The 17,029-nt window shown below is 61.5% G+C and carries 13 protein-coding genes; 9 read left to right on the forward strand and 4 right to left on the reverse strand.

Going from position 1 to position 17,029, the window contains the following annotated elements; all coding sequences use genetic code 11:
* Positions 1-46: 46 nt before the first annotated feature.
* The 8 genes from JNB71_RS04545 to JNB71_RS04580 all read left to right on the forward strand — a co-directional run bounded on the left by JNB71_RS04545 (position 47) and on the right by JNB71_RS04580 (position 9,219).
* On the forward strand, positions 47-1,045 hold the full coding sequence (locus JNB71_RS04545) for an ABC transporter ATP-binding protein (protein ID WP_220370618.1): 999 nt from the start codon (positions 47-49) through the stop codon (positions 1,043-1,045).
* On the forward strand, positions 1,042-1,992 hold the full coding sequence (locus JNB71_RS04550; RefSeq protein WP_220370619.1) for an ABC transporter permease: 951 nt from the start codon (positions 1,042-1,044) through the stop codon (positions 1,990-1,992). The genes JNB71_RS04545 and JNB71_RS04550 overlap by 4 nt, the downstream gene beginning before the upstream one ends.
* Entirely contained in the window at positions 1,982-2,797 is an 816-nt protein-coding gene (locus JNB71_RS04555; RefSeq protein WP_220370620.1) for an ABC transporter permease, read from the forward strand. Before JNB71_RS04550 ends, JNB71_RS04555 begins: the two co-directional genes overlap by 11 nt.
* A 121-nt stretch (positions 2,798-2,918) precedes the next feature.
* Positions 2,919-4,346, forward strand: a complete 1,428-nt coding sequence (locus JNB71_RS04560) for a gamma-aminobutyraldehyde dehydrogenase (RefSeq protein WP_220370621.1) — start codon at positions 2,919-2,921, stop codon at positions 4,344-4,346.
* Between the two features lie 235 nt (positions 4,347-4,581).
* Positions 4,582-6,768 (forward strand): TonB-dependent siderophore receptor, encoded by a 2,187-nt coding sequence (locus tag JNB71_RS04565; RefSeq protein WP_220370622.1) that lies wholly within the window; start codon positions 4,582-4,584, stop codon positions 6,766-6,768.
* Positions 6,769-6,778: 10 nt separating this feature from the next.
* On the forward strand, positions 6,779-7,534 hold the full coding sequence (gene fhuF, locus JNB71_RS04570) for a siderophore-iron reductase FhuF (RefSeq protein WP_220370623.1): 756 nt from the start codon (positions 6,779-6,781) through the stop codon (positions 7,532-7,534).
* Positions 7,531-8,643: an ABC transporter substrate-binding protein gene (locus JNB71_RS04575; protein ID WP_220370624.1), complete on the forward strand. Its 1,113-nt coding sequence runs from the start codon at positions 7,531-7,533 to the stop codon at positions 8,641-8,643. Before fhuF ends, JNB71_RS04575 begins: the two co-directional genes overlap by 4 nt.
* 231 nt (positions 8,644-8,874) lie before the next feature.
* Positions 8,875-9,219, forward strand: a complete 345-nt coding sequence (locus JNB71_RS04580) for a hypothetical protein (RefSeq protein WP_220370625.1) — start codon at positions 8,875-8,877, stop codon at positions 9,217-9,219.
* Positions 9,220-9,351: 132 nt separating this feature from the next.
* On the opposite strand, the gene JNB71_RS04585 is transcribed toward JNB71_RS04580, so the two are convergent.
* Complete coding sequence (locus JNB71_RS04585; RefSeq protein WP_220370626.1) at positions 9,352-9,852, reverse strand: ferritin-like domain-containing protein; 501 nt, start codon at positions 9,850-9,852, stop codon at positions 9,352-9,354.
* A 159-nt stretch (positions 9,853-10,011) separates the two neighbouring features.
* Between JNB71_RS04585 and JNB71_RS04590 the strand changes: the two genes are divergently transcribed.
* On the forward strand, positions 10,012-10,536 hold the full coding sequence (locus JNB71_RS04590; RefSeq protein WP_220370627.1) for a hypothetical protein: 525 nt from the start codon (positions 10,012-10,014) through the stop codon (positions 10,534-10,536).
* Between the two features lie 6 nt (positions 10,537-10,542).
* Here JNB71_RS04590 and JNB71_RS04595 read toward each other — a convergent pair whose 3' ends face one another.
* The 3 genes from JNB71_RS04595 to JNB71_RS04605 all read right to left on the reverse strand — a co-directional run bounded on the left by JNB71_RS04595 (position 10,543) and on the right by JNB71_RS04605 (position 16,966).
* Positions 10,543-11,775, reverse strand: coding sequence for an aromatic ring-hydroxylating oxygenase subunit alpha (locus JNB71_RS04595; RefSeq protein ID WP_220370628.1), 1,233 nt, complete (start codon positions 11,773-11,775; stop codon positions 10,543-10,545).
* Positions 11,776-12,071: 296 nt separating this feature from the next.
* Complete coding sequence (locus JNB71_RS04600) at positions 12,072-14,519, reverse strand: GcvT family protein (RefSeq protein WP_220370629.1); 2,448 nt, start codon at positions 14,517-14,519, stop codon at positions 12,072-12,074.
* A complete protein-coding gene (locus JNB71_RS04605) occupies positions 14,516-16,966 on the reverse strand; it encodes a GcvT family protein (protein WP_220370630.1) in 2,451 nt (816 codons plus the stop codon). The genes JNB71_RS04600 and JNB71_RS04605 overlap by 4 nt, the downstream gene beginning before the upstream one ends.
* Positions 16,967-17,029: the final 63 nt, after the last annotated feature.

The raw sequence follows: 17,029 nt of genomic DNA on the forward strand, positions 1-17,029 counted from the left end.
CGACAGGCCGGATGAGGGGCACCTCGCAAACATCCCGGAGTCCCCCATGACCGCCGCCGTCCTGTTCGAAAACGTTTCCCGCCATTTCGGCACTGTCAAAGCGGTCGATGCGGTCGATCTTGAAATCGCGGCGGGCGAGTTCTTCGCGATGCTCGGCCCGTCGGGTTCGGGCAAGACCACCTGCCTCAGGCTGATGGCCGGCTTCGAGCAGCCGACCGGCGGCCATATCGAGATTTTCGGAGAAACGGCCGAAGGCGTTCCGCCCTATCGCCGCAGCGTCAACACGGTGTTCCAGGACTATGCGCTCTTTCCGCATCTCTCCATTCTCGATAACGTCGCCTATGGCCTGATGGTCAAGGGCATCGGCAGGCAAGAGCGGCACCGGGCGGCGGAAGACGCACTTGCCATGGTCAAGCTGCCGGGCTACGGCCAGCGGCGGCCGGGCCAGCTGTCCGGCGGCCAGCGCCAGCGCGTCGCGCTCGCCCGCGCCCTCGTCAACAAGCCGAAGGTGCTGTTGCTCGACGAGCCGCTCGGCGCGCTTGACCTCAAGCTGCGCGAGCAGATGCAGGAGGAACTGAAGAGCCTGCAGAAATCGCTCGGCATCACCTTCGTCTTTGTCACCCACGACCAGGGCGAGGCCTTGTCAATGGCAGACCGGATCGCCGTGTTCAACGACGGCAAAATCCAGCAGCTCGGCACGCCGGAGGATATCTACCAGCGGCCCCAGACCCGCTTTGTCGCGGATTTCGTCGGTTCGTCCAACATCCTGTCCAGCGCCATCTGCGCCAGGCTCGGGGTTCCCGCCGCAGCCGCAAGCCTGCGTCCGGAAGCGATTGCCATCGGCACGTCCTGGGCCGAGCAGCTCACCCTGCCCGGTACTGTCACCGCCCGCAGCTTCCTCGGCGCGGTCAACCGCGTCAGCGTCGACTGCGACGGAGAAAAGATCGTCGTTGCCAGCCCCGCCGCCATGCCCCTGCCCGACATCGGCGCTGAGGTGCAGCTCGCCTTCTCGCGCAACGACCTTCATGTGATGGAGGCTGCATGACCCTCGCCGCCACCCAAACCATCCTGCCGAACAGACCGCGCCTTTCCGGGCGAATTTCGGACTTCCTCTGGAAGCACCCGCAGGTGCTGCTCGCCGTGCTGCTCGGCCCGCCCGTCCTCTGGCTCGGCATCATCTATCTCGGCTCGCTGTTTGCGCTTCTCTTGCAGAGCTTCTTCTCGATCGACGATTTCTCCGGGCTGATCAATTACGAGTTCACGCTTGCGACCTACAGGCAGCTGCTCTCGGATGCCAATTTCGACATCATCGTCCGCACGGTCCTGATGGCTGCCACGGTCACGCTGTTTTCGGCGGTGATCGCCTTCCCGATCGCCTATTACGCTGCACGTTACGCCAGAGGAAAATGGAAGGCGGTCTTCTATCTAGGCGTCATGCTGCCGCTGTGGTCGAGCTACCTCGTCAAGATCTATGCCTGGAAGCTGATCCTCGCCAAGGAAGGCATTCTCACCTGGGCTTTCACCAAGCTCAACCTGCTCTGGCTGCTCGACGGCTGGCTTTCGCTGCCCGTCATCGGCGGCAATTCGCTCTCGGTCAGCTACACCGGCACCTTCCTCGTCTTCGTCTATGTCTGGATGCCCTTCATGATCCTGCCGATCCAGGCAGCGCTTGAACGCATACCGGCCAACTTGATCGAGGCCTCCTCCGATCTCGGCGGAACGCCGCAACAGACTTTCCGGCATGTGCTGTTTCCGCTGGCGCTGCCCGGCATTGTTGCCGGCTCGATCTTCACCTTCTCGCTGACACTTGGCGACTACATCATCCCGCAGATCGTCGGTTCGTCGCGCCTGTTCATCGGCCAGGCCGTCTATGCGCAGCAGGGCACGGCCGGCAACATCCCCCTCGCCGCCGCCTTCACTGTCGTGCCGATCGTCATCATGGGCCTTTATCTCTGGATGGCCAAACGCATGGGAGCCTTCGATGCGCTCTGACCGCTCCACCTCCGCCCCGCTGGGGTTGAAAGTTGCCGCCATCGGCGGCCTCGCCTTCCTGCATATCCCGATCCTCCTGATCTTCCTCTACGCCTTCACGACAGAGGAAAAGAGCTACCAGTTCCCGCCGCCGGGCCTCACCCTGCAATGGTTCGCCGTGACCTGGGATCGGCCGGACGTCTGGGCAGCGCTCACCCTGTCGATCAAGGTCGCGACGATCGCCACGGCCATCGCGCTGGTGCTCGGGACACTCTGCGCTGCCGCCGTCAGCCAGACGCGCTTCTTCGGTCGGGAAACCATCTCGCTGCTCGTCATCCTGCCGATCGCCCTTCCCGGCATCATCACCGGCATTGCCCTGCGCTCGGCCTTCTCGATGGCCGATATCCCGTTCTCCTTCTGGACCATCGTGCTCGGCCACGCGACCTTCTGCATCGTCGTCGTCTACAACAACGCGGTTGCCCGCTTCCGCCGCGTCTCCGGTTCGCTGATCGAAGCGTCGATGGATCTCGGTGCTGACGGCTTCCAGACCTTTCGCCATGTCATCCTGCCGAATATCGGCACGGCGCTTCTCGCCGGCGGCATGCTCGCCTTCGCGCTGTCCTTCGACGAGGTCATCGTCACCACGTTTACCGGCGGCCAGCAGTCGACGCTGCCGATCTGGATGCTTGAGGAACTGATCCGCCCGCGCCAGCGGCCGGTCACCAATGTGGTCGCCATGGTGGTGATGCTGGTGACGTTCCTGCCGATCCTGGCGGCCTACTATCTTACGCGCGACGGCGACCAGATCGCCGGCGCTGGAAAATGAACATGAGCGAATAGGGAGTAGCGAATAGCGAATAGGGTTTTTAAGTAGTTAGGCAGCTGGGTTACCCTATTCGCTATTCGCTATTCGCTATTCGCTCCGTCAAAAATAACGGAGAACGAACATGGATACGCAACTTTTGATCGGATCGACATTCGAGGCCGGAACCGAAGCGGAGGAACTGATCCTCAATCCGCGGACAGGTGCGAAAATCGCAGACCTGCCGGAAGCGTCTCAATCGCAGATCGAGCGGGCCGTCGATGCGGCGGAGAAGGCCTTTGCCACGTGGTCGATGACGACACCCGGCGAGCGCTCCGGCTACCTGCTGAAGATCGCCGATGCCATCGAGAAGGACGCCGACGCCTTTGCAGCCCTTGAAGCGCTGAACTGCGGCAAGCCGATCAATGCCGTGCGCAATGACGAGCTGCCGGCGATCATCGATTGCTGGCGGTTCTTCGCAGGTGCTGTGCGTTCGATGCATGCGCCTGTTGCGGGCGAATATCTGCCGGGGTTCACCTCGATGATCCGCCGCGATCCGATCGGCATCGTCGGATCGATCGCACCGTGGAACTATCCGCTGATGATGATGGCCTGGAAGCTTGCGCCTGCGATTGCCGGCGGCAACACCGTCGTCTTCAAGCCGTCGGAACAGACACCGCTGACGGCGCTGAAAATGGCCCGCCTGCTTGCCGACATTCTGCCGGAAGGTGTCGTCAACGTCATCCTCGGCCGCGGCGAAACGGTGGGTAACACGCTGATCAACCATCCGAAGATCGGCATGGTCTCGATCACCGGCGATATCGCCACGGGCAAGAAGGTATTGCAGGCGGCTGCCAAGACGGTCAAGCGCACACATCTCGAACTCGGAGGCAAGGCCCCGGTGATCGTCTACGACGACGCCGACCTCGAAGCAGTCGTGAGCGGCATCCGCACCTTCGGCTATTACAATGCCGGCCAGGACTGCACCGCCGCCTGCCGCATCTACGCCCAGGACGGGATCTACGAGAAACTGGTCGCTGATCTCACGTCGGCCGTTTCAACGATCAGATACAATCTCGCCGACGACACCGAAAACGAGATCGGCCCGTTGATTTCCAAGCGTCAGCGCGATCGGGTGGCGAGCTTCGTCGAGCGCGCGAGCGAACAGAAGCACATCGAGATCACCACGGGTGGAAACCTCGGCAGCAAGGACGGCTTCTTCTTCCAGCCGACGGTTGTCGCAGGAGCAACGCAGGAAGACGAGATCGTCCGGCGCGAAGTCTTCGGCCCCGTCGTCTCCGTCACCCGCTTCGCCGACAACGACCAGGCCGTCACCTGGGCGAACGACAGCGACTACGGTCTTGCTTCCTCGGTCTGGACCAAGGATATCACCAAGGCGATGAAGGCGGCGTCTCGCCTGCAATATGGCTGCACCTGGATCAACACCCACTTCATGCTGACCAACGAGATGCCGCATGGCGGCATCAAGCAATCCGGCTACGGCAAGGACATGTCGGTCTACGCGCTTGAGGATTATACGGCCGTCCGCCACGTGATGATCAATCACGGATAAAACGGCTCTGCCGACTGGCCGGCCGACACCACTTTCAAAGACCGCGCTTCTCAAAAACGCGGTCTTTTAAGTTGTATGCCGACAAGTGCTATAACCTGCAGGCTTTACTGAATGTTGCGCAAATCCCACACGGGCTAAAACATGAGTTTTCAAGTCATGCATTTTGCTTTTCGGCGAAAAGAATCTTGATAGAAGCAGTCATCTTTAAGACTGCTCTGTCCAGAAAGTGCATGACATGCCCGATCCTCGCCGCGCCACCCGGTCCACCGTCCTCTCCGCCCTTGCGGGCACTTCGCTTCTAGCCTTGTCGCTGACGGCCTTTGCCCAGGATGCGGCGCAGTCCACGACGAGCGAAGGCGCAACGGTGCTGGAGACACTGACCGTTACTGGCGGCAGCGGCGGCGTCATCACTGCCGATGGCTATGTCGGCACCAGCAGCGCGACAGGCGCCAAGATCGACACTCCCTTCCTGCAGACGCCGCAATCGATCTCGTCCGTGACCGAGCAGCAACTGAAGGACCGCAATCCGCAGACCCTTCTCGATACGCTCGCCTATACGCCGGGGTCGCGCGTCGGTGCCTACGGGTTCGATCCGCGCTTCGATTCCTTTACGGTGCGCGGCTTCGACGTCACCTATACCGGCGTCTTCCGCGACAACCTGCGCCAGCCAGGCGCCAGTTCGTCGCTGTTCAAGACGGAGCCTTACGGCCTTGAAGGCGTCTCGATCCTGCGCGGTCCCTCGTCTGCCCTCTATGGCGCATCCGGCGCCGGCGGCCTCTTCAACCTGATCACCAAGCGCCCGGCGGAGGAGCCTCTGCACGAATTGCAGCTGCAATACGGCACCGACAACCGCTATCAGGGACAGTTCGATTTCTCCGGCCCGGTCAACGACACCGACCCGGTCTACTACCGCATGACCGGGCTGCTGCGTGACGCCGACACCGAGCAGGTGAGCGTGCCGGACGACCGCGCCTATATCGCCCCCGCCTTCACCTGGAAGCCGGACGAAGACACAAGGCTGACCATCCTCGGCGAATACTCCCGCACCAGGACGGGCGGCACGGCGGCCTACTACAACGACCCTCTGACTGGCGAAGTAACCGACATCTTCGCCGGCAACCCGGATTTCAACGATTCCGTACAGAAGCAGGCCCGCATCGGCTACGAATTCGAGCACCGGCTCAACGAGACATTTACCTTCCGCCAGAACATGCGGGTCTCCACGCTGAATACCGATGCCGACTGGGCCTTCGCCTATGCGCCGAACGTCGTCGACCCGACGCTCCTCGACAGCAGTGCCGGCACATTCGACGAGCGCCTGACGGCCTTCGTGGTCGACAATCAGCTGGAAGCCCGGTTCGACACCGGCGCGCTCGACCATACGCTGCTTGCGGGCATCGACTACAGCAAACTGCGCTTCCGCTCGCTTTCCGGCACCGGTTTCACACCGCCGCTGGATACCAATAATCCGACCGAAGGCCGCCCTACCGATCCCATAGACTTCACCAGCCGTGTCGTTCAGGACCAGTGGCAGCTCGGCACCTATCTGCAGGATCAGATCCGCTACGACGCCTGGACCCTGACGGCAGGCGCGCGCTACGACTGGGTCTCGACCGATACCGACACGACGGATCTCACCACCGATGCGGTGGACTCGGTGTCCCAGAAGGACAAGGCGTTTTCCGGGCGCGTCGGCCTGACCTACGAAACCGATTTCGGCCTCGCACCCTATATCAGCTATTCCACCGCCTTTTCGCCGAACGCCGGTATCAACCGGGAGACCGGCTCCCCCTTCAAGCCGACGAAGAGCGAGCAGGAGGAAATCGGCGTCAAGTATCTGTTGCCGGACAGCAATACGATGATCACCGCCGCGCTGTTCAACATCGACCAGAAGAACAGCCTCTATTACGAGGTTATCGATCTGGGAAGCGGCCCCGAGAACGTTCAGGTGCAGCGCGGCAAGGTGCGCTCGCGCGGCTTCGAGATCGAGGCCAACACCAGCCTCGACAACGGCCTGTCGCTGGTCGCGTCCTATACCTACACCGACATCAAGATCACCGAGGGCGCGGCCGACACGGTCGGCAATTACGTCTCCTCCGTGCCGCGTCACATGGCTTCGATCTGGGCTGACTATACGCTTCCCGAAGACGGTCCGGGCTCGGGCCTCGGGTTTGGCGCCGGGGCCAGGTTCCTTGGATCGAGCTATGGCAACGACCAGAATACGACCCGCAATTCGTCGCGGGTGCTGTTTGATGCCGCCGCCCACTATGACTTCGCGGCAATCGACAAGAAGTATGAGGGCCTGCGTCTGCAGGTGAATGCCACCAACCTCTTCGACCGGCGCGAAGCGGTGTGCTCGGCGGGCTTCTGCTACCGAGAGCAGGGCCGCGCCGTCATCGGCTCGCTGAAATACAGCTGGTAAGGCCTTGGCCATGGCCGCGAACATTGATGCAGGGACCGCTTTGAGGCCACCCGGTCTCAAGGTGCTCTTTGTCGGCGAACACGCCTGGTGCGGCGAGAAGATGATGCTCTCCGCCGAACTCGAAGGTGCCGTCCCGCTGGTGGACTTCTTCGGTTCCGGCGGCTTTTGCGCTGCCCTCGATACCTATGCCGCCGCCCATGCCGGCACGGATCGGCGCGCGGTTGCCTCCATGTGGTCCCTCTACTATTTCTCGATCCTGACGATCCCCTACATCGTCGCACGTCGGGCCGGTTGTGCCCTGCCGATCGCCGTGCACGACATGACGATTGCCCTTGCGGAAGACGGGCTGCCGCGCGCACTGGGACTTGCCGGCGAAGGGGACTGGAGCGACGGGAACGACGATCTCCTCTCTTTCGTGGTTCCTCTGGTCAGCCAGCATATTCCCGAAATCATCTCGCAACTGAAGGCACAGGGCGGCATTGCCCCGAAACTCGCCTGGAACAATGCCGCCGTCTATATCGACTACGCCTTCAACGCGACGGAGCGTCAGCGCCCGGCCGATGGCGAGCCCTGGGCCGCCCGACCCTTATTCACGGAGCCGCGGCTGCCGGACGGTTCTCTCAATCCCTTCCTGGGTTGCCTTCGCCACGAGATCGAAGGCGAGCAAGCCGTCTGCCGCCGCAAGGTCTGCTGCCTGCGCTATCTGCTGCCCGGGATTCCAAGCTGCGGCGAACTCTGCGCCCTGCCCGCTCAAAGAAAGCAATGATCGTGATGCGCCTTTTCCTCCTGACCCTTGGCCTGTTCCTCGCCTTCGCCTCCGTGGCGAAGGCACAGGAGCGCTGGCCGATGACGCTTACCGACGCCCTCGGCCGCCAGGTGACGATCAAGGCAAAGCCGAAGGCGATCCTGCTCGGCAGCGGCTTCAACCTGGTCGCGCTGTCGCTGATCCACCCGGACCCGGTCAGCCTGCTCGCCGGCTGGTCCGGCGACATGAAAGGCGACAATCCCGAGATCTACAAGGATTTCGTCGCGAAGTTTCCGGCACTTGGCGATGTACCGATCATCGACGACGGCACCGGCGGCGCCCTGTCCTTCGAGACCATCCTGTCGCTGAAGGCGGACCTCGCCATCATGGCGAACTGGCAGGCGGACAGCGAACTTGGAAAAAGGGCGATCGACTATCTGGAAACGACCGGCGTGCCGGTCTTCATCGTCGACTTCAACAGCGACCCGATGGAGAATACGCCCGGCAACATGCGCCTGCTCGGCAAGATCCTCGAACGCGAGGAACAGGCAAACGCCTTCGCCGATTTTTACGAGGAACATCTGAAACGCATCACCGATCGGGTCGCGGCGCATCCCGAACCCGGCCCGACCGTTTTGATGGATGCGTTCCCCAATCCGGATCGCTGCTACTATGCTTACGGAACGGGCGGGCTCGGCGAGTTCATCGGCATCACCGGCAGCAGCAATATCGCCGACACCAACCTGCCGCGCCAGGGCGGCATGGTCAGCAGCGAATACCTGATTGCCGCGGACCCTCAAGTCTATATCGCCACGGCGTCACCGGGCGGCACCTACAGCGCCTTTTCCGTAGGCCCCGGCGTCGCCGCTGCGGAGGCCCGCAGGACGCTTGGCGCGGCCGTAAAAAGTCCCGTGCTAGCCAATCTTTCCGCCGTCCAGAAAGGCCGCGTGCATGGATTGTGGAACTTCTTCAATGCGGTGCCGCTGAATATCCTCGCCGGCGAGGCCTTTGCCCGATGGCTGCGGCCCGAACTCTTTGCCGACGTCGATCCCGACGAGAGCCTGAAGGAAATCAACGAGCGCTTTGCCGCCGTGCCCTTCAGAGGATCCTATTGGATCAGCCTGAACTAAGCAGGTTTTGGAAAGCTGTCCCACTCTGCACGGAGTGTAAGGCTCATTGGCCATTGGCCTATGCCGACTGTGCGTTCCTGCAGGCAGGCGAGATTCTCCCGGTCGCCCGTCTCGCGGGGATTTCATCATCGTTCATATATTGGTTGTATTTTTTTGACATGCAACCAATGGTGAAATTTGACGGCTCGTCGTATAGTCGAGCGGTTATTTCACACAGACGGAGAAGACAAGATGCATCCAATTGCTGAGAAGAACAAATATATCGGCATGCTTTTCATGAAATTGACTCCGGGCTATTTCGCGCTTGGAAAAGACGGAATAAAAAAGATGACGCTCGCTCATGTAAAATCCTTGACCAAGCATTCCTCAAAATTAACGCACGTACTCTGTTCGGGCATGGATTCCCGATATGACCAAATAACGATGATGGAAGCGGACACTCTGGAGGAAATCTACGACGCTTCGATGGACTTCAAGCTGGGAGAAAAGGCGGCTTATATTGAGATCGTCGACGTTGTGGTCGGAATAAAGGCGCCGCCACGAAGTCAAGCCGGTCCATCCAAAGTCACAGAATAACCTTTGCCCAATCTTGGATGCTTGGTTTTTCTGGTTGCGTCTCAGGTTTTGATTGAAGACTACGGGACACTTTTCCGAAACCTGCTTAGCAAAATGGCCGGGTGTAAATCCGGCCATTTTGACGATGGTGTGCTACGCGGCTTTCTTGAGAGCCGTCGCATTGACCGATGCTTCGGCAAGCTTCGTCAGGTCGTGATCGGTCTTGCCTTCCTGCTGCAGCGTTTCATCGAGCAGTTTGACCGCGTCGTTGAGACCGAGCATCATTGCCCAGGTCTTCAGCGCGCCATAGCGGGCCATTTCATAGTGCTCGACGGCTTGCGCGGCAGCCAAAAGGCCGGCATCGAGCGCGGGCGAGTTCTTGAATTCGTCGAGGATTTCCTCGCCTTCCTCGATCAGGCCGTCGATCGCCGGGCAGGTCTTGCCGACGGCGCGCTTGCCGAGGATTTCGAAAACCTGCTGCAGGCGTTCCAGCTGACCTTCGGTTTCGTCGCGATGCTTTTCGAATGCCGCCTTCAGCTTGGGGTTCTGGGCGCCCCTGGCCATTTTCGGCAGGGCCTTCAGAATCTTGCGTTCGGCGTAGTAGACATCCTTGAGCAGGCCGTAGAACAGGTCTTCCAGGGCTCTTTCTGCCATTGGTTTTCTCCTTTTGATGATTGAATCACGTCGGGGGCGACCTGCTGGAAACGGGCTAGTGACCGCTTTGTTCCACTTTGCGCGACAATCGCAGCCCTGCCCCGCACCCCGCTTCCCTCGCGTCCAAGCGCCGCTTATATAAAGAGCGGGAGGACTTTGATGATTTGGATATTTCCTGCGCTTGCAGGCCTTTTGATTGTCTATTTCGCGGCGCGTTCGTCGCGCTTCCAGCGATTTGCTGAGCCGGTATTGAGCCTGACCGTCGCAGGCGGGCTGATCATCGCTTTCGTTATCTGGATCAATGAAGGCCGAAACTCTCCAGACAGTGAGCCCGATCAGACAAAGCAGCAGACCCAGCCAGCGCTGACGCCGGACGACATCTCCGTTGACGGGCTGACGTTCACACGCAACCGCCCGGACACGAGCTATCGTGCCACAGGCACGGTGGCAAACAAGAGCGACTTCAATCTCGATTATTTCAGGCTGTCGGTGACGCTGGAGGATTGCCCGCAAAACCAGTGCAGGACGCTCGGTGAGGACACTGCCCTCATTCTCGCGCGCATTCCGGCGGGCCAGAACCAGAGCTTCGAAACCTACTTCACCTTCCCCAATCGCTACGGGGTGGAGCCGACGGCGCCCAAATGGTCCTACCGGGTCACCGAGGTGCGTGGCCGCATCCCGTGAACGGTGTCAACTCGCCCGGCTGATCTCATCGAGATACCAGTTGATATAGCGCAACTCGTTCTGCTCCATCGGCGCGATCGGGCCGGGCACGAAATAATGCGAACGGACGCCGCGCGACGTGTGTTCGATGATCGCCTTGTCCTCGTCGGTCGTCACCGTCCAGAGCCAGGTGAGCCTGGCGAGATCATAGTCCCTGCCCTCCTCGGCCTCGCCGTTGACGAGCCAGATCAGCTCCATCTCGCAGGTTTCCGGCCCCTTCGGAATGAATCGGTAGATCATCCCGTGATCGGGGTAGCAGACCAGGAAGGACGTGCCGCCGAGATGGATGGAGGTCACGCCGCCGTCGAAATCGGTAAAGCGGCCCATCAGCGTACTGAGCGGCGAGCCGTCCTGGCTGCCGGTCTTGACGCCGTCGTAAAGCGCATAGCGAAACGCATGGATGGTTTCCTTGCCGTTCGCCGAGGTCTGCCAGTGATCGCCGCAACCGACCTCTATGCCGAGCGCGCAGGTACGTTCTTCCATCGCGGCGTTCAGCGCCTCGATCATGTGCAGCGGCTGCTCGAGCGCATGGGTCTGCGAATATTCCGGGTGCGCCGGACCGCAATGGTAACATTCGACATAGTTTTCCACCGCCAGCTTCCAGTTGGCATCGACCGGATAGCTCCGCCGATGCGCCACCTTGGCCTGCCCCCAGCCATATTGGCCGCAGGTGGCATGGAGGAGATTTTCGACCTCGGAGAAGTCGAGCGGGTTTTCGGCAAAGGAAATGAAGATCAGGCCTTCGACCACCCGGACATGCAGCGCCTTCAGCCCATGATCCTCGCGCTTGAAATCCTTCGGCATCAGCCGCGCCGCCTTCAGGCTCCCGTCGTTGCCGTAGCTCCAGGCATGGTAGGGACAGACGAAGACACGGGCATTGCCCTTGTCCCTGGTGCAAACTTCGGCGCCGCGGTGGCGGCAGACGTTGAGGATTGCGTGGATGGTCCCGTCCGCATGGCGCGTCACGATCACCTGCTCGGAGGCCATCTTGAAGACTTCGAAATCATTGGGTTTCGGGATAACGCTCTCATGCGCGACGCAATGCCAGTGGCGGCGGAACACGCGCTCCAGATCCCGCTCGTAGATGTCCGGATCCGTGTAGAACGGCCTGGCAAGACCGTGGCCCGGCTTGTGGGCGGCGATCAGCTGATCGATGCAGTCGCCTTTGGTGCTGTCCTGCGAAAGTTCTGGCGCGAGCATTGTGACGTCTCCAAGAGTTCACCGGAAAATCCGCGTTCCGGCGCGCGCATTTCGTTTGCGGCGGGGTTGCTCTCACCCTAGCCCTCTCCCCGCCCGCGGGGAGAGGGTACGACGGAGACTAGTGGCCACAGCCCATCCCTCCTCGCCGTCATCCTCGGCCTTGAGCCGAGGATCCGGGCCTCGGGTCGTGGATGGTCGGGTCGAGCCCGACCGTGACGGAAAGAGAGAGCACGTCGTGAAGCCAACCCTTTCTGAGCGAAACCGGCTCTTTCCAACCCTCTTCACGAAGGTCGCAACTAAGCCCTCACCCGCTCCGCCTTCGGATCATACATTGGCGCAAGCGACGCCTGCGCCCTTACCCGCGTCCCGGCAATCTCGATCTCGTAGGCCGAACCCAGCACATCCGCCTCGCTCTCGCCTTCGCAGGGCACGTAGCCGAGCCCGATCGCACCGCCGAGATGATGGCCATAATTGCCGGAGGTCACCGTGCCGACGATCCTGCCGTCGCGCACCACCGCTTCGTTGTGGAACAAAAGCGGCTCCGGATCGGTCAGCCGGAACTGTACAAGGCGGCGCGACAGTCCCTTGTCCTGTTTCCTCAACACCGCATCCCGGCCGATGAATTCGCCTTTCTGCGTGCGCACGGCAAAACCCAGCCCGGCCTCCAGAACATGATCCTCATCGGTGATGTCATGGCCGAAATGGCGGAAGGCCTTTTCGATACGACAGCTGTCGAGCGTATGAAGACCGCAGAGTTTCAGCCCGACGTCCCTGCCCGCCTCCTCCAGCGCCTCGAACACATGCGCCGCCTGGTCGGTGGAGACATAGAGCTCCCAGCCAAGTTCGCCGACATAGGTGACGCGGTGGGCGCGGGCGAGGCCCATGCCGATTTCGATCTCCCGCGCGGTGCCGAAGGGATGAGCGGCATTGGAGAAATCGTTGGGGCTGACCTTTCCCATCAGCTCGCGTGCCTTTGGGCCCATGATGCAGAGCACCGATTCCGAGGCGGTAACGTCTGTGACGACCACGAACTCGTCGGCGATATGCTTGCGCAACCAGGCAAGATCACGTTGCAGCGTCGCGCCGGGAACGACGAGCAAAAACGCCGTTTCGGAAAGACGCGTGACCGTCAGGTCGCTCTCGATGCCGCCGCGGGCGTTGAGCATCTGGGTGTAGACGATGCGGCCTGCCGCGGCGTCCATCTGATTGGCGCAAAGCCGCTGCAGGAAGGAAAGCGCATCACGGCCCTCGACTCGGATCTTGCCGAAGGACGTCATGTCGAACAGGCCGACGCCGGTGCGAACCGCCAGATGTTCGTCGCGCTGGTTTTCGAACCAGTTCTGTTTCTTCCAGCTGTATTTGTATTCACGATCCTGTCCGGGCCTCGCAAACCAGTTGGCTCGCTCCCAGCCCGCCACTTCGCCGAACACCGCGCCACGGGCCTTCAGGTGTTCGTGGATCGGCGAGCGGCGCAGACCGCGCGCCGTCGCCATCTGGCGATAGGGGAAGTGGTCAGCATAGAGCAGGCCGAGCGTCTCCGTTACCCGCTCCCTGAGGTAAGTGCGGTTCTTCTGAAAAGGCTGCGCCCGGCGGATATCGACCTCCCAGAGGTCGAAGGGCGGCTCGCCGTCGTTCATCCACTGCGCCAGCGCCATGCCGGCGCCGCCGGAGGAGACGATGCCGATCGAATTGTAGCCGGCGGCGACCCAGTAGCCCTTTAGTTCGGGTGCTTCGCCGAGATAGTAGCGATCATCCGGGGTAAAGCTCTCCGGGCCGTTGAAGAAGGTGTGTATCCCGGCTGTTTCCAGCATCGGCATGCGGTTGACCGCCTTTTCGAGGATCGGCGCGAAGTGGTCGAAATCCTCAGGCAGCTGGTCGAAGCAGAAATCCTCACGGATCCCGTCCATGCCCCAGGGCTTGGCCACCGGTTCGAAGGCACCGAGCAGCATCTTGCCGGCATCTTCCTTGTAATAGGCGCATTCATCGGGCACGCGCAGCACCGGTAGCGACTTCAGCCCCACGACCGGCTCGGTGACGATATAGAAATGCTCGCAGGCATGCAGCGGCACGGTCACGCCCGACATATTGGCAAGCTCGCGCCCCCACATGCCGGCGGCATTGACGACGTTCTCGGTCGCGATGGTAAACGTCTCGCCGTTCTGCACGCAGGTGACGCCGGATACCCTGCCACCCCTCGTCTCGACGGCCGTGACCTTCACGCCTTCAATCACCGTGGCGCCGTTCTGGCGCGCACCCTTTGCCAAGGCCATGGCGATATTGGCCGGATCGCATTGCCCGTCGAGCGGCAGATGCACGGCAGCGATGACATCCGAGACATTGAGGTGCGGATACATCTCCTTGACTTCAACGGGCGTAATCTCGCGCACGTCGACATTGAAGGCGCGGGCAAGCGAGGCCTGGCGGTAGATCTCTTCGCGACGCTCCTCTGTCAGCGCCACGGTGATCGAGCCGTTCTGCTTCATGCCGGTACCAATGCCGGTCTCGGCCTCCAGCTTGACGTAGAGGTCGCGCGAATATTTGGCGAGCCGCGTCATGTTCTGCGAGGCGCGCAACTGGCCGATCAGGCCGGCCGCATGCCAGGTCGTGCCTGAGGTCAATTGCTTGCGTTCGAGCAGAACGACATCGGTCCAGCCGAGCTTGGCCAGATGATAGGCGACCGAACAGCCGGACACTCCGCCGCCGATGATGACCACGCGGGCCTGGGAGGGAATGGCCTTCGTCATGCGCGCAGTCTTTCATTGTTGGGGTCGAACAGCGGCTGGTCGGGTTGCACGATTGCCCTGAAACGGTCGCCGTAGATTTCGACCTCGATCTCTGTTCCGGGTTCCGCCAGATCGGCGCGCAGCATGCCGAGCGCAACGGACTTGCCGACGCGGTAGCCCCAGTTGCCCGATGTCGTCTCGCCGACCACCTTGCCGTCATGCCAGAGCGTCGACATATAGGGTGCATCACAGTCGTCGGCCTCGACGACCAGCGTGACGAAGCGCTTGCTCACCCCCTGCTGCTTCTCCTGCTCCAGCGCCGCCTTGCCCTTGAACGCGTGCTTTGTCCAGTCGACGAAACGCTCCAGACCGCCCTGCAGGATGGTGTAGTCGGTGGAAAGGTCGCCCTTCCAGGCGCGGTAACCCTTCTCGATGCGCAGCGAGTCGAGCGCCTCCATGCCGAAAGGTGTCAAGCCATGCTTCTGGCCGGCAGCCCAGACCGCGTCGAAGACGGCGGCCGTATCGTCCACCTTTGTGTGAAGTTCCCAGCCAAGCTCACCTGCGAAAGAAACGCGCACCAGTTGCAGCCAGCGGCCGGCGATCTGGCAGGACTGGTGCGTCAGCCATGGCTTGGAGAGATCGGCATCCGTGACTTCGGCCAGGATGTCGCGTGATTTCGGTCCGGACAGGATCTGGCACGCGAAGTTTTCCGTCACATCGTCAAGCGCAAACGCCGCGTCCTTCGGCAGATGCTTCTGCAACCACTCAAAATCGTGCCACTGCGCCGTCGCCGCCGTGATCAGGAAGAAGAAATCGTCCTCCAACGCCATCACCGACATTTCCGTGACGATGCGGCCCCTGTCGTCGGCAAAATAGGCAAGGCCGATGCGACCGGGTCTCGGCACCTTGCCGGTGATGAGACCCAGCAACCAGTCGCGCGCACCCTCGCCTTTCAACCGATAGCGGGAAAAGCCCGGCAGATCGAGAATGCCCGCAGCGTCCCGCACGGCCAGGCATTCCTCCTCGATTCGCTTCTGCCACGGCCCCGCCCGATCCCAGGTCTGCGTTGATTCTTCCGACGTATCGTCACCCGGCTTGGCGTACCAGTTGGCGCGCTCCCAGCCGTTATAGGGCTTGAACTGCGCACCAAGCGCCGCGATCCGGTCGTGGATCGGCGAGAGTTTCCTGTTGCGACCGGCAGGCCAGGCATGTTTCGGGAAATGCATCGCATATTCGTGGCCATAGACCTCCATGCCCTTGGCGATGCAGTAGTCCCGGTCCGAGGCAAAGCGCGTATAGCGGCGCGGGTCGCAGGACCACATATCCCATTCCGTTTGCCCTTCGGTCACCCATTCGGCCAGCACCTTGCCGGCACCGCCCGCCTGGCAGATGCCGAAGGTGAAGACGCAGGCCTCAAACGCGTTCGGCACGCCCGGCATCGGCCCGATCAGCGGGTTTCCATCTGGCGCGTAGGGGATCGGCCCGTTGATCATGCGCGACAGGCCGGCGGTACCGAGGATCGGCACGCGCTCGACGGCGTCGTTGAGATACCATTCCAGCCGCTCCAGATCGTCGGGGAAAAGCTGGAATGAGAAATCCTCCGGCATCGGATCGTCAGGCGTCACCCAATGCGCCTTGCAGTTCTTCTCGTAAGGCCCGAGGTTCATCCCGGTCTTTTCCTGGCGCAGGTAATAGGAGCTGTCGACGTCGCGCAAGAGCGGCAGCTTGTGACCGACCTCCTTCGACCAGGCGGCAAGCTCGGGAATTTCCTCGAACAGCATGTACTGATGGCTCATCACCATCATCGGCACGTCGCGGCCGAACCACTTGCCGACCTCGCGGGCATAGTAGCCGGCGGCATTGACGACATATTCGCAGCCGATCTCGCCTTGCGGCGTGGAAATGATCCATTCATCGTTTTCCCGGCGGGCGCCGGTGGCGGGACAGAACCGAAAAATCTTCGCGCCCATGTCGCGCGCCCCCTTTGCCAGGGCCTGTGTCAGCTGCGCCGGATCGATATCGCCGTCATAGGGATCGTAAAGCGCACCGGTAAGGTCATGCATCTCGACAAAGGGGTATTTCGACCTGATCTCGCCGGGCGACAGGATGTCGAGGTCCATGCCCTGGTAACGTCCCATGCCGACAACGCGCTTGAACTCCTGCAGCCGCTCCTTCGAGTGGCCGAGCCGGAGCGAGCCGGTCACATGGTAGTTCATCGGATAGTCGACCAATACACCGAGCTCGCGATAGAGCGAGGCTGAGTAGCGCTGCATGTTCATGATCGACCAGGAGGAGGAAAATGTCGGCACATTGCCGGCGGCATGCCAGGTCGAGCCTGCCGTCAATTCGTTCTTTTCCAGAAGCACGCAGTCCGTCCACCCGGCCTTGGCGAGATGGTAGAGCGCGGAAGCGCCGACGGCACCTCCCCCGATGATCACGACACGCGCGTGAGACGGCAGATTCGACATAACTGCTCCCTTGTTTGGCAAGAGTTTTGGAGAGGACTCAACGCTTCATCAAGCAGCCGGAAT

The organism is Rhizobium herbae, assembly GCF_019511375.1.
Taxonomy (GTDB): Bacteria; Pseudomonadota; Alphaproteobacteria; order Rhizobiales; family Rhizobiaceae; genus Pararhizobium; species Pararhizobium herbae_A.

Coding starts and splice junctions, on each gene's coding strand:
- JNB71_RS04550 (WP_220370619.1), top strand. CDS start 1,042: ATGACCCTCGCCGCCACCCAAACCATCCTGCCGAACAGACCGCGCCTT.
- JNB71_RS04600 (WP_220370629.1), bottom strand. CDS start 14,519: ATGACGAAGGCCATTCCCTCCCAGGCCCGCGTGGTCATCATCGGCGGC.
- JNB71_RS04555 (WP_220370620.1), top strand. CDS start 1,982: ATGCGCTCTGACCGCTCCACCTCCGCCCCGCTGGGGTTGAAAGTTGCC.
- JNB71_RS04565 (WP_220370622.1), top strand. CDS start 4,582: ATGCCCGATCCTCGCCGCGCCACCCGGTCCACCGTCCTCTCCGCCCTT.
- JNB71_RS04580 (WP_220370625.1), top strand. CDS start 8,875: ATGCATCCAATTGCTGAGAAGAACAAATATATCGGCATGCTTTTCATG.
- fhuF (WP_220370623.1), top strand. CDS start 6,779: ATGGCCGCGAACATTGATGCAGGGACCGCTTTGAGGCCACCCGGTCTC.
- JNB71_RS04575 (WP_220370624.1), top strand. CDS start 7,531: ATGATCGTGATGCGCCTTTTCCTCCTGACCCTTGGCCTGTTCCTCGCC.
- JNB71_RS04545 (WP_220370618.1), top strand. CDS start 47: ATGACCGCCGCCGTCCTGTTCGAAAACGTTTCCCGCCATTTCGGCACT.
- JNB71_RS04590 (WP_220370627.1), top strand. CDS start 10,012: ATGATTTGGATATTTCCTGCGCTTGCAGGCCTTTTGATTGTCTATTTC.
- JNB71_RS04595 (WP_220370628.1), bottom strand. CDS start 11,775: ATGCTCGCGCCAGAACTTTCGCAGGACAGCACCAAAGGCGACTGCATC.
- JNB71_RS04605 (WP_220370630.1), bottom strand. CDS start 16,966: ATGTCGAATCTGCCGTCTCACGCGCGTGTCGTGATCATCGGGGGAGGT.
- JNB71_RS04560 (WP_220370621.1), top strand. CDS start 2,919: ATGGATACGCAACTTTTGATCGGATCGACATTCGAGGCCGGAACCGAA.
- JNB71_RS04585 (WP_220370626.1), bottom strand. CDS start 9,852: ATGGCAGAAAGAGCCCTGGAAGACCTGTTCTACGGCCTGCTCAAGGAT.